Genomic DNA, 21,231 nt, shown 5'->3' with positions numbered 1-21,231 from the left:
CCGCGGACAGTACATCTGACGAAGACTGGTCGACCGCCATGCGCCTGCGTATCTCCCATTCCACCACCTACCGCTACGAGCCGGCGGCGACCGGCGCGATCCAGATCATCCGCATGACGCCCGGCAGCAATGACGGCCAATATGTGGCGGAGTGGCAGATCGACGTGTCGACCGATTCCCGCCTCGACATGCACGAGGACGCATTCGGCAACGTCACCCATGTGATCACCCACGGCGCGCTCGAGGACCTCACGATCACGGCCGAAGGCCTGGTCGAGACCCACGACACCGGCGGTGTGCTGAAGGGAGCGGACGAGCGCTTCCCGCCCAGCTTCTTCCTCCGGCAGACGCCGCTCACGGCCGCAAATGCGGCCATGGCTGCCGTCGTGCGCGATCTGCGCGCGGAGTCGGAGAGCGACGTACTCGGCCTCCTGCACACGCTGATGATGCAGGTCTACGAGCACATGACCTTCGACGAGGATCCGACCCACAGCGGCACCTCGGCGGCGGAAGCCTTCGTGCTGAAGCGCGGCGTCTGCCAGGACTATGCGCATATCTTCATCGCCTGCGCGCGCGCCGCCGGCATTCCCGCGCGTTTCGTATCCGGCCACTTCCTGCGTTCCGATGGTGCAGTGCACCAGGAGGCCGGCCATGCCTGGGCGGAAGCCTATGTACCGGATCTCGGCTGGGTCGGTTTCGACGCCGCCAACTGCATCTGCACCACCGACGCTCATGTCCGGGTCGCGATCGGACTCGATTATCTCGGCGCGGCGCCGGTGCGCGGCACACGCTATGGCGGCGGCACCGAGACGCTCACCGTGAAAGTGAAGGTCGAGCAGGTCGGCCGCGGCGGTCCGTCGCAATCCCAGTCGCAGCGGCAGTCCTGAATTCTGGAACGCGCGCTCCAGCCATGGTGTCGTTCCGGGGCGCGCGAAGCGCGTGCCCGGAATCCATCGGGCGGCAGAATGCACGGAGGGATGGATTCCGGGCTCGTCGCTTCGCTCCGCCCCGGAATGACGACCTTTTGTGGAGCGACCGCTCATTCCGGCTTCGACATTGGCGGGGGTGGACGGGAGGCCGATTTTCGCTAGTAATTCGCGCAATGGCTCGAGGGGACTGAGATGACCTATTGCTGCGGAATTCTGGTGCGTGACGGCCTCGTCATGATCGCGGACACCCGAACCAATGCCGGTCTCGACAACGTCTCGACCTTCCGCAAGCTGCACATCTTCTCCAATCCGGGCGAGCGCATCGTGGCGGTCGCCAGCGCCGGCAATCTCGCCATCAGCCAGTCCGTCCTATCGACCTTGACCGAAGGGATGGAAGACCCCGACACCGGCGAGGTCGAGACCCTGATGAACGCGCCGACGATGTTTCAGGCCGCACAGCGCATCGGCAAGGCGATCCGCATGGTGCACGCCACCGAAGGCCCGGCGCTGAAGGCCGAAGACATCTCGTTCGACGTCTCGTTCCTGTTCGGCGGCCAGATCAAGGGCTCGCGGATGCGGCTGTTCATGGTCTACACCGCCGGCAACTTCATCGAATGCACCACCGACACGCCGTACTTGCAGATCGGCGAGCACAAATACGGCAAGCCGGTGCTCGACCGCGCCATGCATTACGACGTCGAGCTCTACGAGGCGCTGAAGACGGGCCTGATCTCGATGGACTCGACGATGCGCTCCAATCTCGGCGTCGGCCTGCCGATCGACGTGCTGGTCGTGCGCGCGGAGGCCTGCGAGGCCGACCTCAATCATCGCATCGAGGCCGGCGAGCCCTATTTCCACGATCTCCGCTCGCGCTGGTCGGCGGCCCTGCGCGCTGCGCATAACAACATTCCAAGGCCGCCCTATAAGACTCAGAGCGAGTCAAAACACTGAAACTGCAAAACACTTGAACTGAAGGTGAGGAAACATGGCTGAAGCGGCAAAGAAGATCGCGCTGGTGACAGGCGCAGGCACGGGGGTCGGCCGCGCCGCATCGCTCGCGTTGATGAACTCCGGCTTCACCGTGGTGCTGGCCGGTCGCCGCAAGGAGATGCTGGAGGAGACCGCCAAGCTCGGCCCAGCCGGCATGAGCCTCCCCGTCTCCGCCGATATGATGGACCCCGCCTCGATCGCGGCGCTGTTCGACACCGTGAAGTCGACCTACGGCCGGCTCGACGTGCTGTTCAACAATGCCGGCATGGGCGCGCCACCGGTGCCATTCGAGGACCTCACCCTGCAGCAATGGCAGTCGGTGGTGGCGACCAACCTCACGGCGCCGTTCCTGTGCACGCAGCACGCCTTCCGCATCATGAAGGATCAATCGCCGCGCGGCGGCCGCATCATCAACAACGGCTCGATCTCGGCGCACGCGCCGCGGCCGTTCTCCTCGCCCTACACCTCGACGAAGCACGCGATCACGGGTCTGACGAAAGCGTCGAACCTCGACGGCCGCGCCTATGACATCGCGGTCGGCCAGATCGACATCGGCAACGCCGAGACGCCGATGACCGAGCGCATGGTCGGCGGCGTGCTGCAGCCCGACGGCCGCATGATGCCGGAGCCCCGCATGGACGTGAAGGCGGTCGGCGACGCCGTCGCCTACATGGCCGGCCTGCCGCTCGACGCCAACGTCCTGTTCATCACGGTGATGGCGACGAAGATGCCGTTCGTCGGACGGGGGTGATCACTTCTTTCAGATCCCGCACCCTGCTCTCTCCACTCGTCATTCCGGGGCGCGCGAAGCGCGAGCCCGGAATCCATAGCCACACGCGGTGGTGTGGCGCGAGATGGATGTGGCATTTATCTTCGTCACACGACGTCTCACGGTGATGGATTCCGGGCTCATCGCTGCGCGATGCCCCGGAATGACGGAGAGAGCGCGGCCGGCTCGCCCTACTCCAACCGCTCCACCTTCCGCAGCTCGGGAAACAGCTTCATCCACGCCAGCGCGATCGCGATGGTGCCGACGCCGCCGAGGATGGCGGCGGGCATGGCCCCTAGCAGCGCGGCGGTGACGCCGCTCTCGAACTGGCCGAGCTGGTTGGAGGCGTTGATGAACAGGAAGTTCACCGCGCCGACGCGACCGCGCATCTCGTTGGGCGTGGCGAGCTGAACGAGAGAAAAGCGGATCACGACGCTGACGGTGTCGGCGGCGCCGAGAACGGCGAGCGCAGCGACCGAGATCCACATCACATGCGAGACGGCGAACACGACCGTCGCCGCACCGAACACGATGACCGCCTGGAACATGCGCAGGCCGACGCGCCGCCGAATGGTGTAGCGCGCCAGCACCGCCGTCATCGCCAGCGCGCCGACCGCGGGCGCGGCGCGCAGCACGCCGAGCCCGAACGGCCCGGTGTCGAGAATATCGCGCGCGTAGATCGGCAGCAGCGCAGTGACGCCGCCGAGCAACACCGCGAACAGATCGAGCGAGATGGTGCCGAGGATCGCCGGATTGGCGCGGATGAAGCGGACGCCGGCGAACAGATCGTCCTTGCTGCCCTCGAGCCGCTCGGCCGGCACGTCATCAGGCACCTGCATCAGGCCGGTCAGGGCCATGCCTCCGATCCAGAACAGCATCATGATGCCGTAGGGCACACCGGGCGCGACCGCATAGGCGAAGCCGCCGATCGCAGGCCCCGCGATGGTCGCGAGCTGCGCTGCACCGCTGGACAGCGCGCTGGCCCGCTGCAAGGTCCCGGACGGCGCGATCAGCGGCAGCAGCGCCGCCGTGGCCGGGCTTTCGAAGGCGCCGGCAATGCCGAGCACGAAGACGGCCGCGAACAGCTGGAATTCGCCGAGCTGACCGGCGTAAGCGCCCCAGCACAGATAGAGCGCCGTCAGCGCCTCGACGAGCTGACAGAGCTGCACGACGCGCTTGCGCTGGAATCGGTCGGCGGCGCTGCCGGCGACGAACACCAGCAGTGCCGTTGGCAGGAACTGGATCAGCCCGACCATGCCGAGATCGAAGGCGCGCCCGGTCAGGTCGTAGATCTGCCAGCCGATCGCCACCGCCGCGATCTGGCTCGCAAAGCGCGACAGGCTGCGGGACGACAGGAAGAACAGGAATGCGCTTTGCTTCAAGAGATCGCGCGCGCCGATCGGGACGGTGGACGACATGATGGCGCCTGCGTGACGCAGCCCTCACTGCTTGTCAATCGCGGGCCCCGCATGGCCGCGCGGCATTGCACGCGGCAGTTCCCTGCGCCCATAATGAAACGGGGTTCGGGGGATATGATGCTTCAGCTGCAATCGGCGTTCGGGATAATCGCACTGCTCGCGATCGCATGGGCGCTCGGTGAAAACCGGCGCGCGGTGTCGTTGAAACAGGCCGGGCTCGGCCTGGTGGTGACGCTCGTGACGGCCATCGTCCTGCTCAAGGTGCCCGCCGTCGCCCGCGCGTTCGGCGCCATCAACGACGTCGTGGGCGCCATCTCGTCGGCCTCCCGGGCCGGCACCTCCTTCGTCTTCGGCTATGTCGGCGGCGGCGCCCTGCCCTTCGAGCTGAAGGCGCCCGGTGCCGATTTCGTGCTCGCCTTCCAGGCGCTGCCGATCGTGCTGGTCATGAGCGTGCTCACGACGCTGTTGTTCTACTGGCGCGTGCTGCCGCCCTTGGTGCGCGGCATGGCCTGGCTGCTGGAGCGCACCCTCGGCGTCGGCGGCGCGGTCGGCCTGTCGACCGCCGCGAATGTCTTCCTCGGCATGGTCGAAGCGCCGCTGTTCATCCGGCCGTATCTGGCGCAGATGACGCGCAGCGAATTGTTTCTCGTCATGACCGGCGGCATGGCCGGCATCGCCGGCACCGTGCTGGTGCTCTACGCCACGCTGCTGGCGCCACTGATCCCGGATGCCGCCGCGCATTTCGTCATCGCCTCGGTGCTCGGCGCGCCGGCGTCGATCCTGGTCAGCCTGATCATGGTGCCGGAGACGTCGAAGCAGCTCACCGGCGGCGCGCTCGGCGATCCCGGGACTCAGGCCACCTCGACCATGGACGCGATCGTCAAGGGCACCAGCGCCGGGCTCGAACTCTTGATGAACATCGTGGCGCTGCTGCTGGTGCTGGTCGCGCTGGTGCATCTCGCCAACGCGATCCTGTCGCTCTTGCCCGCCATCGGCGGCGCCGACATCTCGCTGCAGCGGCTGCTCGGCCTCGTGATGGCGCCGGTGTGCTGGCTGATGGGCCTGCCGTGGTCGGAGGCCGTCACCGCCGGCAGCCTGATGGGCACCAAGACGGTGCTCAACGAGCTGATCGCCTATGTCGAGCTTGCCAAGCTCGATGCAGGCGCGCTCGATCCGCGCGCGCGGCTGATCATGCTGTACGCGATGTGCGGCTTCGCCAACTTCGCCAGCCTCGGCATCATGATCGGCGGCCTCGGCACCATGGCGCCGACCCGGCGCGACGAGATCAACGCGCTCGGCCTGAAATCAATCGTCTCCGGCACCCTCACCACCTGCCTGATGGGTGCGATCGTCGGCCTGCTGACGTGAGCTGAGCTCGGTCGTCATCGGCAGCAGTTGCGGCACGATCCGGGCCATCACGAGCTGCGAGCCCGCCGCCGTGAGATGCGCGTGATCGAACGACAGCGGGACGTCGCCGACCGTGAGCGGACAGCGGCCGCTCTCGCAGACCGCCGACAGGATCGAGACGTAGGAAAAGCCCTCACCACTCGGCAGCGCCGCCTGCATGGCCGCATCCAGCGCGAAGATGTCCGACCGGACGAAAGCCACGGGATCCGGCGCCATGCCGCGCAAGGTGGCGCGCGCCAGCATCGACGGCAGTCGCGCGCGAAATTGCACGGAGGGGCCGAGCAGCACCACCGGAATGCCGGCATCACTGAGCCGAGACAGGGTCGACCTGAGGTCGCGCACCATTCCGGCAAAGCGCGGCGATCGGGCATCTTCGAGCCAATCGGCTGACATCACCACCAGGTCGGGCCGGTGCGCCGCGAAGTAGTCGCGCATCTGGGCCGCCAGCGCGCGGCAGGCGGCCACGCCCTGCGTCTCCGCGCTGAAGGTCGGCATGCAGGTGGGCTGGCTCGCCTGCATGATGTTGACGGTGTCCGGATCGAGCTCGGCCTTGAGGCCGTGATAGTAGTGCGCGGCAAAGCTGTCGCCCCACAGCAGCAAGTTGGGCTTGCCAGGCTCTGGACGGAGACAATCCTCCGGCACGCGCCCGTCCGGCGTCGTGAAGCAGGTGCCGTAGCGATAGACCGGCTTCATGTCGTAGGCGTTGTAGGCGTCCAGCCGCTGCGCCGCGCGGTCGGCGTCCGACACGGCGCCGGCGCGCAGCAGGCCCACGCCGCTGCCGGCCAGCAGCAGCAGGCTTGCCAGCGCCGCAAGACCGAAGGTCGCGCGCGGGGTCGCTGCGAGTTTGCGATGGCGGAACGGCTGCTCGATGAAGCGCCAGGACAGCGTGGCGACTGCGACCGTGAGCGCGAACAACGCCACCCGCTCCCAGCCGTCGAGCGCGAGGCCGGGCTTGGCGAAGCGCGCGAAGGCGAACAACGGCCAGTGCCACAGATACAGCGAATAGGAAATGCGGCCGAAGAACGCCGCCACGCCGAGCGGCGATAGCGGGCTACGCGGCACGTTGGCCACGCCGGCGCCGCTCCACAGGAACAGCGCGGCACCGAGGCATGGCGCCAGCGCGTCGACGCCGGGGAAACCCGGTCCGGGGCGCAGCGCCAGAATCGGCACCGCCATCAGCAGCAGCGACAGCGCGCGGGCGCCGCGCCGTGCGAGACCAGGCCGCGGTGCGGGAAGGCCGGATATCGCGACCAGGCTGCCGAGCAGGAATTCCCAGGCGCGCGGCGGGCTGAGGAAGAATGCGCTCGCGGACGCGCCCTCGCGCATCAGCAGCAAACCGAGCGCGAACGAGCCGGCAGCCAGCAGCGCCAGCGTGAAAGTCAGCGCCAGCCTGCGGCCGCGCGCTATCAGCAACACGGCCCAGACCACGATCGGCAGCACCAGATAGAACTGCTCCTCGACCGCGAGCGACCAGGCGTGCAGCAGCGGCTTCTCCACCGCGGCGTGGTCGAAATAGCCCGACTGCTGCCAGAAGAAGACGTTCGAAGTGAAGGTGACGACGGCGGCCGCGGAACGGAAGAATTCGGCGCGCTCGGAGCCCAGCATGTCCTGCGACGCCGGGAGCGCCGCGAACGCCACCATGGTGTAGAGCGCCGGCAGCAGCCGCCGCACCCTCCGCTCGTAGAATTGCACGAACGAGAAGCGGCCCGCCGCGATCTCCGCGGCGATGATGCCGGTGATCAGGTAGCCGGAGATGACGAAGAAGATGTCGACGCCGACGAAGCCGCCGAAGATCGCCGGCGCCTCGAAATGGAATGCGACGACGGAGAGCACCGCGATGGCGCGCAGCCAGTCGATGTCCTCGCGATGTCCTACACCTGAAGCCGAGCCGGCGCCCGCGCTGGCGAAGCGGGGCTGAATCGATGCGCGCGTGCGAGGCGCGCGCGGGATCGTGGGAGCGAACTGGACGACGAAGCGCGGCAACGGGACGGGTACGCCTTTACGCAAGCCCGCGGCGAACACGTCTTACGGATTCGTCGCCGGCCCATCCGTCCCAGTGACGCGAGACCGGATGTCAACACACACGCGCGATGGGACCGCCGTCCATCGCACGCGAATGTTTCCATCCATTTCTGTCGGCTTTACGTCGACAGTTCGACGGTTTTGAAGTCGGCCGGCATGATCACTTCCAGCAGCTCGACGTCGTCGGAATAGTCGAGGATCATGTGCCGGATCTTCGGCGGCTGGGTCCAGCAGCTGCCCTCCTGCATCAGCGTCTCGCCGACGCCTTCGAGGTAGCTCTTCACCCAGCCCTTGAGCACGTAGACCATCTGGAAGTCGACCGCATGGGTGTGCAGCTTGGAGACTTCCTGCGGATTGCACGGCGGCAGCATGCGGATGACATGCGCGCGCGCCAAACCGTGCGTCGCGTCGGCGATGCCGAGGTCGCGGTAATGGGCATAAGCGCGCAGGCCGTCGGCCTTGAAGTCCTCCTCGCGGTGATGGCTGATCGCGACCTTCTGTTTGCGGCGGCGCGGCGCCGGCGCTGGTCGCCCCTTGCTCGCCAGCGCCTTGCGCGCCGAGGGCGCAGCCGCCCGGCCCGGCTTGGCGGGCGTCTTCGCCAGCGGCTTGGCGCTAGTTCTCGTAACGGCCTTCGCCGTCGCCTTGCTGCTCTTGCCGGTCTTCAGCGCCGCTGACTTGGCGGCGGCGCGTGATGCGGGCTTGGTCGTCCGGCTCTTGGTGGCCATGGTGCTCTCCCTGCGTATCCTCGTCGCGAGGGTAGCACATATTGGAGAGTCCCAGCAGCCGCTCCAACAAAGGTCGTCATTCCGGGGCGTGCGAAGCACGAGCCCGGAATCCATTCCTCCGCGCGTTCCGCCGCCCGATGGATTCCGGGCTCGCGCTTCGCGCGCCCCGGAATGACACCGGTCATGAGGCGGCAGCGGTGGCTGTCAGCCTCAATGCAGCCGGAAGATGCCGTCGACGGCGCGCAGCTCGGCCGGCTTGATCAGCTTGGAATGCGCCACCGTGACCGAATACAGCGGACCCTCGATCTTCTCCTGCCAGAACGCCAGGAAGTCCTGCAGCGCCGGGAATTTCGGAAACAGGTCGTAGTTCTGCCAGACATAGGTCTGCAGCAGCGAGCGATGGTCCGGCATCCGATACAGGATCTGCGCCGTCGTCAGCCCGTAACCCAGCACCTGTTTCCGAAAGTCCTCGGAAACCTCAACCTTCGACACCATGCCAACCTCCGTTTCTGGAGCGCATGTCCGTGTGGCCATCCGGGATGGAGCCACCCGGCAAAGATGCGCTCACTGCCTAGAAATGTGACGCATGTCCTCAACCCATCTCAAGCTTAAATGTTTAACGACATGTTGAAAAATGCTGCATTAGCAGCCACTTAGCCCAGGTGCTAATACGGGGTTTCATGGTTCGTTCCGCTCCCGTTAACGCTATCGGAACGCTTTGGCAGAGCCCGCAGTTGACTGCTAATTTTTCTGCTACAAGCCCTTGCCCGGCCGAATGCTCTCCCCTAAATCCAGCCTGCGTGCTGGCACTCGCCGGCGCCGACTGCCAAATTCCCAGAAACTGACAATCGCCTCAATAGCTTAGGAGGACTGTATGGCTTTCCGTCCGCTTCACGACCGCGTCGTGGTCAAGCGCATCGACGCCGAAGAGAAGACCGCTGGCGGCATCATCATCCCCGACTCGGCCAAGGAAAAGCCCTCGCAGGGCGAAGTGATCGCGGTGGGCCCGGGCGCCCGCGACGAGAGCGGCAAGCTGGTCCCGCTCGACGTCCAGGTCGGTGACCGCGTGCTGTTCGGCAAGTGGTCGGGCACCGAGGTCAAGATCGACGGCCACGAGCTGCTGATCATGAAGGAAAGCGACATCATGGGCGTGCTCACCGACACCGCGTCGAAGAAGAAGGCCGCCTAAGCCAACCCGCTCAACGCTCACCCTGAGGAGCGCCTGCGGGCGCCCTGCCCAGGGTGAGACGACCAATTCAACTCAGGGAAACCCAATATGTCAGCAAAAGACGTAAAGTTCGGCGTCGACGCTCGCGACCGCATGCTGCGCGGCGTGGACATCCTCGCCAATGCCGTCAAGGTCACGCTCGGTCCGAAGGGCCGCAACGTCGTCCTCGACAAGTCGTTCGGCGCGCCGCGCATCACCAAGGACGGCGTCACCGTCGCCAAGGAGATCGAGCTCGACGACAAGTTCGAGAACATGGGCGCGCAGATGGTGCGCGAGGTCGCCTCGAAGTCCGCTGATGCGGCCGGCGACGGCACCACCACCGCGACCGTGCTGGCCCAGGCCATCGTGCGCGAAGGCGCCAAGGCGGTTGCCGCCGGCATGAACCCGATGGATCTGAAGCGCGGCATCGACCTCGCGGTCGAGGCGGTCGTTGCCGACCTCGTCAAGAACTCCAAGAAGGTCACGTCGAACGACGAGATCGCCCAGGTCGGCACCATCTCCGCCAACGGCGACGCCGAGATCGGCAAGTTCCTCGCCGACGCCATGAAGAAGGTCGGCAACGAGGGTGTCATCACCGTCGAGGAAGCCAAGTCGCTCGAGACCGAGCTCGACGTCGTCGAGGGCATGCAGTTCGACCGCGGCTACATCTCGCCCTACTTCGTCACCAACGCCGACAAGATGCGCGTCGAGATGGATGACGCCTACATCCTGATCAACGAGAAGAAGCTGTCGTCGCTGAACGAGCTGCTGCCGCTGCTCGAGGCCGTGGTGCAGACCGGCAAGCCGCTGGTGATCGTCGCCGAGGACGTCGAGGGCGAGGCGCTGGCTACGCTCGTCGTCAACCGCCTGCGTGGCGGCCTGAAGGTCGCGGCCGTCAAGGCTCCGGGCTTCGGCGATCGCCGCAAGGCCATGCTGCAGGACATCGCGATCCTGACCGGCGGCCAGGCGATCTCGGAAGATCTCGGCATCAAGCTCGAGAACGTCAACCTCTCCATGCTCGGCCGCGCCAAGAAGGTGATGATCGACAAGGAGAACACCACGATCGTCAACGGCGCCGGCAAGAAGGCCGACATCGAGGCGCGCGTTCAGCAGATCAAGGCGCAGATCGAGGAGACCACCTCGGACTACGACCGTGAGAAGCTGCAGGAGCGTCTGGCCAAGCTCGCCGGCGGCGTCGCGGTGATCCGCGTCGGCGGCGCGACCGAGGTCGAGGTCAAGGAGCGCAAGGATCGCGTGGATGACGCGATGCATGCGACACGCGCGGCTGTCGAGGAAGGCATCCTGCCGGGCGGCGGCGTCGCCCTGCTCCGGGCTTCCGAGCAGCTCAAGGGCCTGCGCACCAAGAACGACGACCAGAAGACCGGCATCGAGATCGTCCGCAAGGCGCTCTCCGCCCCGGCCCGCCAGATCGCGATCAACGCGGGCGAGGACGGCTCGGTCATCGTCGGCAAGATCCTGGAGAAGGACCAGTACGCCTATGGCTTCGACAGCCAGACCGGCGAATACGGCAACCTGGTCTCCAAGGGCATCATCGACCCGACCAAGGTGGTTCGCGCCGCGATCCAGAACGCCGCCTCCGTGGCCGCGCTGCTGATCACGACCGAAGCCATGGTCGCCGAGCTGCCGAAGAAGAACGCCGGCGGCCCCGCGATGCCTCCGGGCGGCGGCATGGGCGGCATGGACTTCTAAGTCCGACGCTTCGTCGCAGACGACAATTGCAAAACCCCGGCAGCGATGCCGGGGTTTTCGTTTGTACTGGAATTGTCGAATCGCCAGCCTCGGTTTCGGGCTCGTGCCCCGATGCATTCAATGCGTAGTTCGGATGAGCGCACGCCGCATCCCGAAGGGCGCGGGCGGAAGCGACATCCGGGGTCTCACGAACCGCGCCGGTGATCCCGCATGTCGCTTCGCTCATGCGGGGCTACGGGTTCGCGTCCGCCCTACTTCACCATCGTCCCGATCCGCTCGAAACGGATCCGGCCCGGCTCGCCTTCTCGGCGCGGGCGGCGGAGAAAAAGATCATGGCGGCGCGGCCGATCACGTTCTCGATCGGCACATAGCCGATCTGGGACAGGACGCGGCTGTCGGTCGAGTTGTCGCGGTTGTCGCCGAGCATGAACAGCCGGCCGTCCGGCACAACGAAGACGTTGGTGTTGTCGAAGAAGCCGTGGCTGACGCAATCCAGCGTCTCGTAGCTCGCGCCATTCGGCAAGGTCTCGCGCCAGCGCGTGACGCGCTCGTTCGCATCGCCCCCGCAGGCCGCCTCTCCGGTCAGATCCTCGACGCGCTCCCGCTCGACGGCCGTATCGTTGATGTAGAGCACTCCGTCCTTCATCTGGACGCGATCGCCGGGCAGTCCGACGACGCGCTTGATGTAGACGGTCGCATTGTCTTTCGGCAGGAAGAACGCGACCACATCACCGCGCGCAGGTGTCGCGCCCCAGATGCGCGCCGATGGCGGCAACGAGCAAGGCCATGACAACGGCCAAGTGAAGCGGCTGTAGCCGTAGGGATATTTCGACACGAAGAAGACATCGCCGACGAGAAGCGTTGGAATGTTCGAGGATGAAGGGATGTTGAACGGCTGATACAGGAAGGAGCGGATCAGTACCGGTGAGGCCAGCAGCAGGCACAGCAGCGCAAAGCCCGCGATGAATATCCCCGCGATCGCCCACCACGGCTCGCGCTTCGGCCCGATTGCACCCGCATCCAGGCTCGTCATCGCGTCTCCCCCCTTCTTCACAGCCTGAGGATGATGGAAGGCCCGGCCATGCGCAATCGCCAAATGAACCGGCGGCCACGCGGCCGCTGATCACCTCCGGCGCCTGCCGCCCCGTCAACAGGAGGCCGCCCGTGGGCGACCTCACCGATTTGGAGTCTTCACCGCCCCTTCCGCCACGGCGCGTCGGCTTCCCAGTCACCGGCCATGATCGAGCCGTAAGGGATCACCTCGTCGGTCACCTCGCCGAGGCCGTAGCGTGCGATCTGCGCCCGTACCGACGCCGCGTTCTTGTAGGCCTGCGGCAGCTCCGACAAATCAGGCTTGCCGCAATAGAACCGCGCATCGATGCCCTCGGGCATCTCCGGGCGATGCGCGCGCAAAAACGCCTTCCGACCGAGATTGCGGCCAGCGCCGTGCGGCGCGAAGCCGAGCGCATCCTTGTTGTCGCGATGCTTCAGGATCAGCACCGGCTCGGCCATGTTGAGCGGCACGATCGTGCGTCCGTCATCGTCAGCCGAGAAGCCGGACCAGTTCGGCGTCGCCCCCTTGCCGTGGTAGAACAGGCCGTCGCTCTTCTGGAAGACGAAGTTGTGCTCGTTCCAGAACCGGTCGGCGACGGCGTTGCCGAGCTTCGCCGCAGCGAGATCGTGAATCGCGTGGTGATTGGCCCTGGTCCACAGCCGCGCGACCTGCAACGCCTCCCAATAGGCGCGGCCGTCGTCGCTCGACGCCTTGATCCAGGCGCTGTGCTCCGGGACCTTCGGCGCATGGATCGCGGTGTGCCGCTTCGCCACCGCCATGCCGCGCTTGTAGAGCTGTGCGCCGAAGCCGCGCGAGCCGTGATGCGTCACCAGCGCCGCCTGCCCGGTCGACCTGAGATGGCCGACATAGGCGAAGTGGTTGCCGTCGCCCTGCGTGGCGAAGTGGCCGATCGCGAAGCGCTCGAGCCCCTTCAGGAAGGGGTTGGCCTCGAACCCTGCCATCACCTCGTCGGGCGGCTGATGCAGCCGGTCGCGTCCGCCGGGACCGAAATGGGTCACGGCGTGAACCGCATCGAGAATGCGCTTGGGATCGTCCTTGCGCGCGAACACCGTCACCGCCACCGAGCAGCAAATGTCGGAGGAATGGAAGCCCGGATGGATCGCGTCCTCACAGGCGACCACGCCGCCGACCGGGATGGTGCCGAGCGCCGTTCCCGACGGACAGGCGTCCGGCATCACGGCGCCGGCTACGATGGTCGGCACCCGCATCAACGCATCCATGTGCTGGGTCACCGCCGCGACATTGGCGCGCTCCAGCTCGTTGTCGGCCTCGATCAGCATCGCGAACGGCACGCCGTTGGTGCGCATCAGCGTCTCCGCCGGCTGCAGTTCCTGCAGCGCGGCGAAGATCGCGTCATCATCGGCGCCATCGGCCCGCATCGCATTGGCCGTCGCCAGTCCCTCCTTGAACCAGCGACCGGGCTTGAAGCCCCAGGCGATCAGGGTGTTTCCGTCGATCATGGCTCGTCTCACATTCCAATCAGGTCAGTTTGTAACATCCAGCGGCAGCTGCGTTCATTCGCCGCTCGTAGCGCGATCAGTGGCGCCTGTGCGTGCGTAGTTCGTGACACCAAGATGTTGCGCTCATCGCCGGCCAAGCATATGGCATCCGTCGATGATCTATACCCCCGACACTGTGCTGGCCGAGAATGGCGGAGGAAAGAGCGCGTGATCTCTCGATGCGTCATTCCGGGGCGCGTCGGCAAGCAAATGGCAAAGCCATTTGCGCAGACGGCGCGAGCCCGGAATCCATACTCCCGACGATCAGTGTGAGGCACCGTCTCAACCACAAATCCCCGGATACAGATCGTCCCAATTCGGGTTGTTCTCCTCGATCAGCCTGATTTTCCAGTCGCGCCGCCACTTCTTCAGCTCCTTCTCGCGCGCGACGGCCGTGATCGCGTTGTCGTAGATTTCGAACCAGACGAGCTTGCCGATGTCATAGCGCGAGGTGAAGCCCGGAGCCGCCTTGGTTCGGTGTTCGTAGACGCGTCGAATGAGATCATTCGTGACGCCCAGATAGAGCGTCCCGTGTTTTTTGCTCGCCAGTAGATAGACGTAGTATGCCATCCGAGAGCCGTGGTTATGGATTCCGGGCTCAGCCGCTACGCGGCTGCCCCGGAATGACGCGTGGAGAGAGGTGTGATCTCTCCTCCCGTCATTCCGGCGCTCGCGCAGCGAGAGCCCGGAATCCATACTCACGAAACCCAGCAGCTTTTTCAATTCTGTCCCACGCTCCCTCCATCGCAAGCGAGAAGCCGCCCGTGGGCGGCCTCCCTTGTCCATCACGCCGTCTCCGGCGCCTTCAGCCGCACCAGCCGCGTCAGCAGCGCGTCGAGGCCGGCGCCGTCGCCGGCGTGCAGGTCGATACGGCCGACCTTCTCGACCAGGCGCTCCAGCGACTCCAGCTCCTTGAGCCGCAGCAGCAGCGGGTTCTCCTCCATCAGCCTGGCGGTGTTCAGGAGCGAGCGCGTCGCCGCGGTCTCCTCCTGGCGACGGATCAGGTTGGCCTTGGCCAGCCGCTCCGCCTCCACCACCTTGTTGACGAGCTCGCGGATCTCGCCGGGCAGGATCACGTCCTTCACGCCGAGCTCCGTCACCTCCACGCCCGAGCCGCCGAGCCGCGCGCGCACGTAGTCGCGCAGCTCGGCATCGAGCGAGGCCTTGGCGGCCAGCACCTCGTCGAGCGTGCGTGACGCCACCGCCTCGCGGATCGCGAACTGCACCAGCCGGTACAGCCACGCATCCACATCGGGCGTGGTCGCGACAGCCGCCTCCGCGTCGGCAATCCGCCGGAACGCCGTGAGCGTCACCCGCAGCGCGATGCGATCCTTGGTCAGCATCTCCTGCGCGGTGATCTCCAGCACTGTGGGCCGCATATCCAGGCGCTTGACCTCGATCTTGCGGCCGACCGCCCAGAAGGCGTGCCGGCCCGGCGCCAGCCGCTCCGTCAGCTTGCCGTCGACATGGAGCAGACCGGCCTCGTGGTTCTCGACCACGACCTCGGTCACAACGCTCGGCCGGTTACGCTCGATCATCGCCAGATGCCGCGCGCTCACACGCACGTCGCTTGCGATGTCGATGCGCTCGACCTCGACCTGCGTCGCCACCTTCCAGTAGACACGTGTCTGCCACGGCGTGAGCAGATGCGTCGGCCGGCCGTCGAGGCTGACGATCGCGATCTCGTTCGCGCCGGTCTCCACGGCCTCGAAGAGTTCGGCGGCGAGATCGGGCCGCGCGGCCTTCAGCACCGCGTAGCGCTCGGCCGGGTATTCGGCCCTGACCACGTCGTACACTTGCACCATCAGCCGGTGCAGCGGATCGAGCAGCGCATGACGGCCAGGACCGAGCACGCGCACGAGCTGGCCGTCACGCCACACCAGCGCCCGCTCGCCATCCTCCACCGTCACGGTCTTCGTCACCAGATGCCAAGTCACAACACACTCCCACAGCTTGCGTCCGGCCCATCGGCCGAAACGCGATTCATTGATCAAAGGACGTGAGGACCGGACGACGCTTCCTGCGTGAACCGAGCGGACCGAGGCTTGAGCATCTGACGATGCCGGGCGCACGCGCGCGGTCACACGAGCTATCAGCCCGAGCGTCCTTGCGCAGCCTTCCCGGCATCTTCAGACGCGGTATCCACCGCGGCACAGAGCCGGTTCTGCAGTGTCTTGATCTGGTCGAAATGCCCTAGAACTTTCTTCTTGGGCAAAACGGCCGGACCGCGACTGAAGCGCGCGTCCGGTCCTCGTCAGAGGCGATTAGCTTTTCAGGCTAAACCGAAGCGCTGGAGCGGGAGTCGAACCCGCGACCCGATGATTCACAGTCATCTGCTCTACCTAACTGAGCTATCCTTTGGTGGTGTCGATCGGAATCGAACCGATGCCTTCGGGCCTTCAACCCGACGCTCTCCATGAGCTACAGACTCCTTGTTCTTTGCGACGACGGAACACGGGACCGGACACCGGCCGCGCCAGTCGGGATTTCAGCGAGCCCGAACCAAAGTCATCACGAAGGACCGTGCTACTACACACAATCAACGGCACGCGCAAGACGTAGACATCGATTATTTTCGAACGATCTCATTCCGTAACTAATCGTCTACATATCGATCTACTCATAACGACGTCGCTCGCATGCAAATGCGGGCGACGCAATTTCGTAGCCCGGATGTCGCTTACGCCGAGGCCCGTTGGACCTCGGCGCACGCTCATCTGGGCCACCTCTCCTCACCGCTCCAGCTCCACGTCCCAATAGAGATAATCCTGCCACGTCTCGTGCAGGAATCTCGGCGGAAACAGGCGCTGCGCGGCCATCAGCTCGTGCCGCGTCGGCTCGAAGGGCGGCCGTCGCGGCTTGAGATAGCGCCGGTCCTTGCGCGCGTTGCATGGACTGCAAGCGGCGACGATGTTGGTCCACGACGTCTCGCCGCCATCGGCCCGCGGTACCACGTGGTCGAACGTCAACTCGCCGTGCAGATAGCGGCCGCCGCAATACTGACATTCGAAGCGATCGCGCAGGAACACGTTGAACCGCGTGAAAGGCACGCGCATCGCGGGCCTGACGTAGTTGCGCAGCGCGATCACCGCCGGCAGCCGCATGGTGACGCTCGGGCTACGAACGACCCGGTCGTATTCCGCGACGACGACGTGAGAGCCGCTGACGACTGCCCTGATCGCATCCTCCCAGCTGACCACTGACAGCGGGAAGTAGCTCAGCGGCTGGAAGTCGGCGTTGAGAACCAGCGCCGGATTTGTTGCTGACATCGTCGACCTCCTCTCTTCGCTTCAACCGCCTGGTCGTTCTGGCGCCCATGGCGGGAATCGAACCCGCCTTCCCGGATCGACGGTCCGGTCCCTTCGCCAGATGGGGACATGGGCCTCATGGTCTACCCGGCGCACCGCTCGACGCTCGCCGGCCATCGCGCCCGCCGTCCACCGCGTGCGGATGAAACGCGTCCGGATCGGTGCGATTGAGGTAGTCGAGATAGAGCTGCCGCGCGCGCGCCTCGGTCACGCCTCGGCACGTCATGACGATGCGCACGAAAGCTGCTGCCACCGGTGAATCCAGTGCGCGCGCAATGTCGCAAGTCTCGGGATCTTCGCCTGACGTCCGGGTCATCCAACCCTCCGCTTGGTGCGCGGAGGGTGCAGTCCCGCCGCTGTTATGCTCTTGCTGAAATCTGGAGCCCCGGTCGGGCCAGGATTTTCACGAGATCGCTTGGACCCTGACAGGCGACGCGCAGACCCGACCAATCGCTCGACCGATTAAAGGGTCGTTCGTTGGTGGCGGCGTTCGCGAGATGTGAGCGTAGGCTCAACACGGTCGTAGTCCTCAAGAGCGCGCCGGTGATGATCGGCGGCCGATTGCGATGGGGCAGAGCTATGCGCAGAATTTTCCGAAACCGTCAAGACCAAAGCGTGAAGCGATGACGTTGCCGGCTTCCGCAATGCGACGGATCTGCAACAGCCGGACTGCTCGTCGGGCAAATCAGTTGCGCATTTTCGCGCACGACAAGAGCACTGTCGCCCGCTCGAACGATCGAAGACGCGCGCGCGAAAGCTGATTTGTTGAGCCGGGTCAATCAGATCGCCCCGCTCGCCTCCTGTGCCTCGCATTTTCTTGTTTCCAAAAATCGGAAATCATGCATTCTATGCCGGTCCCGCCCTCATGAGAGGGGCGCTTCGCGATCGTCATGAACGTGGAGGGCGGGATGCGGTGGGCGCGTCGGGTTGCAGCGTGATCTGATCACGCGGACGAACGATCCGGTGCGCACGGCGAAGTCGTGATGTCCTGACACCCCGATGCTGGTGTCAAGGTCGAGAGAGACGAATGCTCCGACCGATGGTGGCCAGAAAGCCCGGCGCACCAGGGAGACCACGTATAAGCCGTAGGTCCATCGCGCGGGGAATGCCGGATGATGCGGCTGAACCTGTGGTGACTGCCGCCTGCTTTCTTTGTTGCAGGCGGGCCATGGGTGAGGCCCTCACCCGGCATTCCCCGCGCCCTCTCCTGATTTACGAGGGCGATGTCGCTGGCAAGCCTCGGGCGTCATTCGCCGCGAGAATGCGATGTCGTGTCCAGGAGTGTTCGAGCTGTGTATCCGTTTTTCCTTCTTCCAGTGCGATCGCATGAAGCGGTCGCCCGGAGCGACGCCGATCCCGAAGCCGCATCAGAAATCGTGCGCTCGTGACTGCACGGCAGCCAACGGATTCTCGATCTTGTGGCTCTAAAAGTGCGTGCTCTAGGAGATTGGGAGATCGGACGAGCGCTGCAAGTGAATGCGCCCTCTCCCACAAGGGAAGAGGGCGCTGTATCGCGCAGCGTAGTAGTTGGCGATATAGCACTCGTGCGACGGGATTCACGGCGCACCTTTGCACGCCCTACAGTTCGGAACTACTGCTGAGTGTGAGGGCGACCATGCAGATCCCACCTCAACGCCGCCTGTCCGGCTCACTCGATGCGGGCGAGCACGGCGAGCTTGCGGATGCCCTTGTTCTTGTAGGCATCGAGGAACGCATAGTAGTCGCGGAACGAGACGCAGCCGTTGGAGTCGCCGTTCGGGCCGAGCATGAAGGTGTGCGCGAGCAGGCCGTTGCGACCGTGGATGGCGTCCTCGCCGCCGATCGGGTTCAGCCGCAGCGCCGGCACGCCATGGAACAGCGCCTCGCGCGGCTTCAGCTCGTAGATGTGCGGCGGGGTGACGCCGCGCATCTTGATCTTCTCCGAGCTCGGCTTGTCGAGGTTGTCGCCGAGGCCGGAATGCGCCTCGAGCTTGGTGCCGTCGGGCAGATACACCGCCTTGGCCGAGATGTCGTACACGGCCGTGCTCAAATCGTACGGCGGCCGGCCGCCGCGGGTCGGATCCTTGGCGATGCTGGCAGTGATGTTGGAATCAGCCGAGGCATAGGCCAGGAGCCCGCCATCCTGGTTCTCCGGCTTGCCCCAGAGCTTTTCCTGGATCGAGTGGCGCTCACCCGCGATCGACAGCACCGCCGCCTTGGCACGCTCGGTCATCGCGCGCAGCGAGAAGCCGCTGCTCTTCGGCGCATTGGCCTCGGCAGCCTGCGCCGGCGTCGCGGGCTGCGCGGCCGGCCTGGTGTTGGCGAGCGCCAGCTGCATCGGCGGCCGGGCATCCTTCTTCGACGCCTCGGCGACCTTCGCAGGCTCGGCCGGCTTGGCCTCGGCCGACTTGGTCTCGATCTGCCTGGTCTCGATCTGCTTGGGCGCGGCTTCGGCGAGCTTGGGCAGCGGCGGCGCGCCGTTCGCGGCGTTGGAGGCGACGCCCTGCGGCACGGCCGCGCCGAAGCGGTCGTTGAACATCTGCGGCGTGATGGCGGCGGCCGTGGTGACGGGCGGAGATTCCGGGAATGCCGAGAAGGCCTCACCCACAGCATCGGCGGCGCTGCGCGTCGCGAGCCGCGGCGCCGGGCGCACGACGGGCTCATCCTGCTCGATGCTGCCCAGGGTCGGATAGGCGTCGGCCGCGATGATCTTGGTATAGACCGTTACGGCGCAGCCCCCGATCAGGCATGCGATTGCCGCGCCACCGATCAATTTGTGAGAGAACGCGATCAGGGAGGACTTCCTGCGATTTCGTGCGGCCAACGCAGCTCGACTGTTACTCATTCACTCACGCCCGAACGAATACTCGACAACTCTCGCTCGATGCGCCACGGACACCCGCTTTGCATCTCGCAGAAGCACAGAGCTTCATTAAGGCGACTTTTAGTTAAATGCTGATTAAGTTTTGGCGGATTAGAGGCGGGTTAACCATCAGGGGCTGTTTTGCCGGGAAAGAGGGCAGAAACAGGGCAAAACCGCAGCCGGAAGCAATATTGCCGTACCGGGAAAATCGGGAGAGGCAGCATCCGTCGGCCGCGCCGATCCGTAAAACAGCGCACGCCGCGTTAACGATTGGGCCTGGGCGGCGGCGAGCGATCGATGATCTCTCGTATGCGTGCGCTGACGAGGTAAAGGCCACAGGTCTCGCCAGTCGAAAGCCCCTGCTTCGGCAGGCCGGGTGCGCGACAAGCGCATCCGTAGCAACCCGGAGTTACAGGCGCTGTGGCCGCTGGCGACAGTATGGTACGGGACGATTCTCTGCGACACGCCGTCGGCGAATCGTACCGCGTCCGCTCCCGGCCAAGACGACACGAGAGGACCTCTCCATGCAGATCCCCGGCCGGAAGCTGGCCTTCGTGCTGGCCTCGACCAATCAAGGTACGATGATCGTCAACCGGCTCGACTATCGCATGATCGACGCCAACCGCGGCTACGGCGTCGGCTTCCAGATCCTCAACACCGGCGCCTTCGATCCGGGAGAGGTGCAGCTGGCCGTCCGCCTGCTCGGCGTACGCCGCAGGCACCATGGGGACGGCGCGGTCGCGATCGACTGCGGCGCCAATATCGGCGTCCACACGATCGAATGGGCGAAGGCGATGACCGGCTGGGGATCCGTGCTCTCGATCGAGGCGCAGGAGCGGATCTACTACGCGCTCGCCGGCAATATCGCGATCAACAACTGCTTCAACGCGATTGCGATCCATGCCGCGGTATCCTCCGAGCGCGGCGTGCTCAACATCCCGAGCCCGAACTATCTGACCCCGTCGAGCTTTGGCAGCCTCGAGCTGCGCCAGCGTCCCAACACCGAGTTCATTGGCCAGGCCATCGACTATGCGAACGACACGGTCGAGGTGCGCAAGCTTCCGCTGGACGATTTCAACCTGCCGCGTTGCGACCTGATCAAGCTCGACGTCGAGGGCATGGAGCTCGAGGCGCTCGAAGGTGCCGCGGCGACGATCGAACGCTGCACGCCGATCATGCTGGTCGAGAAGATCAAGACCGATGCCGACCAGTTGCGGCAATGGTTCGATCGCCGCGGCTACAAGACCATCGACGCCGACATCAACATGGTCGCGATCCACGGCGGGGACAAGGCGCTGGCGGACATCATTCCGCAGCAGGCCTGAGGCGC

At 65.5% G+C, this 21,231-nt stretch carries 18 protein-coding genes and 3 tRNA genes; 7 read left to right on the top strand and 14 right to left on the bottom strand.

Going from position 1 to position 21,231, the window contains the following annotated elements; all coding sequences use genetic code 11:
* Positions 1–38: 38 nt before the first annotated feature.
* The 3 genes from ACQR1E_RS19970 (at position 39) to ACQR1E_RS19960 (ending at position 2,670) form a co-directional block, all read left to right on the top strand.
* Entirely contained in the window at positions 39–887 is an 849-nt protein-coding gene (locus tag ACQR1E_RS19970) for a transglutaminase family protein (RefSeq protein WP_315749412.1), read from the top strand.
* Between the two features lie 234 nt (positions 888–1,121).
* Entirely contained in the window at positions 1,122–1,880 is a 759-nt protein-coding gene (locus tag ACQR1E_RS19965; protein ID WP_315714729.1) for a peptidase, read from the top strand.
* Positions 1,881–1,914: 34 nt separating this feature from the next.
* Positions 1,915–2,670: an SDR family oxidoreductase gene (locus ACQR1E_RS19960; RefSeq protein WP_315749410.1), complete on the top strand. Its 756-nt coding sequence runs from the start codon at positions 1,915–1,917 to the stop codon at positions 2,668–2,670.
* Positions 2,671–2,879: 209 nt separating this feature from the next.
* Here the strand turns inward: ACQR1E_RS19960 and ACQR1E_RS19955 are convergent, their stop codons facing one another.
* A complete protein-coding gene (locus ACQR1E_RS19955; RefSeq protein WP_315749409.1) occupies positions 2,880–4,106 on the bottom strand; it encodes an MFS transporter in 1,227 nt (408 codons plus the stop codon).
* 117 nt (positions 4,107–4,223) lie between these two features.
* On the opposite strand from ACQR1E_RS19955, the gene ACQR1E_RS19950 reads away from it, so the two are divergent.
* Positions 4,224–5,474: a NupC/NupG family nucleoside CNT transporter gene (locus ACQR1E_RS19950; RefSeq protein ID WP_316175558.1), complete on the top strand. Its 1,251-nt coding sequence runs from the start codon at positions 4,224–4,226 to the stop codon at positions 5,472–5,474.
* Here the strand turns inward: ACQR1E_RS19950 and ACQR1E_RS19945 are convergent.
* The 3 genes from ACQR1E_RS19945 to ACQR1E_RS19935 all read right to left on the bottom strand — a co-directional run bounded on the left by ACQR1E_RS19945 (position 5,412) and on the right by ACQR1E_RS19935 (position 8,755).
* Complete coding sequence (locus ACQR1E_RS19945) at positions 5,412–7,496, bottom strand: acyltransferase family protein (protein ID WP_434897468.1); 2,085 nt, start codon at positions 7,494–7,496, stop codon at positions 5,412–5,414. The genes ACQR1E_RS19950 and ACQR1E_RS19945 overlap by 63 nt on opposite strands.
* A gap of 158 nt (positions 7,497–7,654) precedes the next feature.
* A complete protein-coding gene (locus tag ACQR1E_RS19940) occupies positions 7,655–8,260 on the bottom strand; it encodes a cupin (RefSeq protein ID WP_434897467.1) in 606 nt (201 codons plus the stop codon).
* A 210-nt stretch (positions 8,261–8,470) separates the two neighbouring features.
* The gene (locus tag ACQR1E_RS19935) at positions 8,471–8,755 is read right to left on the bottom strand and encodes an usg protein (protein ID WP_315776727.1); all 285 of its coding nucleotides are present in this window, start codon (positions 8,753–8,755) and stop codon (positions 8,471–8,473) included.
* Between the two features lie 379 nt (positions 8,756–9,134).
* Between ACQR1E_RS19935 and groES the strand changes: the two genes are divergently transcribed.
* Positions 9,135–9,449 carry a co-chaperone GroES gene (gene groES / locus ACQR1E_RS19930; RefSeq protein WP_315714736.1) on the top strand — a complete coding sequence of 105 codons (315 nt, stop codon included), beginning with the start codon at positions 9,135–9,137 and terminating at the stop codon, positions 9,447–9,449.
* An 87-nt stretch (positions 9,450–9,536) separates the two neighbouring features.
* A complete protein-coding gene (gene groL, locus ACQR1E_RS19925; RefSeq protein WP_315714737.1) occupies positions 9,537–11,177 on the top strand; it encodes a chaperonin GroEL in 1,641 nt (546 codons plus the stop codon).
* Positions 11,178–11,433: 256 nt separating this feature from the next.
* Here groL and lepB read toward each other — a convergent pair whose 3' ends face one another.
* From lepB to ACQR1E_RS19875, 10 genes are all read right to left on the bottom strand, one after another.
* Complete coding sequence (gene lepB / locus ACQR1E_RS19920) at positions 11,434–12,210, bottom strand: signal peptidase I (RefSeq protein WP_434897466.1); 777 nt, start codon at positions 12,208–12,210, stop codon at positions 11,434–11,436.
* A gap of 158 nt (positions 12,211–12,368) precedes the next feature.
* The gene (locus ACQR1E_RS19915) at positions 12,369–13,712 is read right to left on the bottom strand and encodes an RtcB family protein (RefSeq protein ID WP_315749400.1); all 1,344 of its coding nucleotides are present in this window, start codon (positions 13,710–13,712) and stop codon (positions 12,369–12,371) included.
* 321 nt (positions 13,713–14,033) lie between these two features.
* Entirely contained in the window at positions 14,034–14,321 is a 288-nt protein-coding gene (locus tag ACQR1E_RS19910) for a GIY-YIG nuclease family protein (RefSeq protein WP_434897507.1), read from the bottom strand.
* Positions 14,322–14,536: 215 nt separating this feature from the next.
* Positions 14,537–15,688: a slipin family protein gene (locus ACQR1E_RS19905; RefSeq protein ID WP_315749397.1), complete on the bottom strand. Its 1,152-nt coding sequence runs from the start codon at positions 15,686–15,688 to the stop codon at positions 14,537–14,539.
* 354 nt (positions 15,689–16,042) lie between these two features.
* Positions 16,043–16,108: transfer RNA gene (locus tag ACQR1E_RS19900), tRNA-His, on the bottom strand.
* A 2-nt stretch (positions 16,109–16,110) separates the two neighbouring features.
* Positions 16,111–16,183, bottom strand: a tRNA-Phe gene (locus tag ACQR1E_RS19895).
* A 300-nt stretch (positions 16,184–16,483) separates the two neighbouring features.
* Entirely contained in the window at positions 16,484–17,020 is a 537-nt protein-coding gene (locus ACQR1E_RS19890; RefSeq protein ID WP_315749395.1) for an HNH endonuclease, read from the bottom strand.
* A 39-nt stretch (positions 17,021–17,059) separates the two neighbouring features.
* Positions 17,060–17,134, bottom strand: a tRNA-Asp gene (locus ACQR1E_RS19885).
* A 1-nt stretch (position 17,135) separates the two neighbouring features.
* Positions 17,136–17,312, bottom strand: coding sequence for a hypothetical protein (locus ACQR1E_RS19880; RefSeq protein WP_315749393.1), 177 nt, complete (start codon positions 17,310–17,312; stop codon positions 17,136–17,138).
* A 1,395-nt stretch (positions 17,313–18,707) separates the two neighbouring features.
* Positions 18,708–19,883, bottom strand: coding sequence for a DUF2778 domain-containing protein (locus tag ACQR1E_RS19875; RefSeq protein ID WP_315749391.1), 1,176 nt, complete (start codon positions 19,881–19,883; stop codon positions 18,708–18,710).
* 542 nt (positions 19,884–20,425) lie between these two features.
* Here ACQR1E_RS19875 and ACQR1E_RS19870 point away from each other — a divergent pair.
* Positions 20,426–21,226 carry an FkbM family methyltransferase gene (locus ACQR1E_RS19870; protein ID WP_315714743.1) on the top strand — a complete coding sequence of 267 codons (801 nt, stop codon included), beginning with the start codon at positions 20,426–20,428 and terminating at the stop codon, positions 21,224–21,226.
* Positions 21,227–21,231 lie beyond the last annotated feature (5 nt).

Source organism: Bradyrhizobium sp. HKCCYLRH1030, from assembly GCF_051168395.1.
In the GTDB taxonomy this organism is placed as follows: Bacteria; Pseudomonadota; Alphaproteobacteria; order Rhizobiales; family Xanthobacteraceae; genus Bradyrhizobium.
This window is presented reverse-complemented; position numbering and strand designations above follow the sequence as displayed.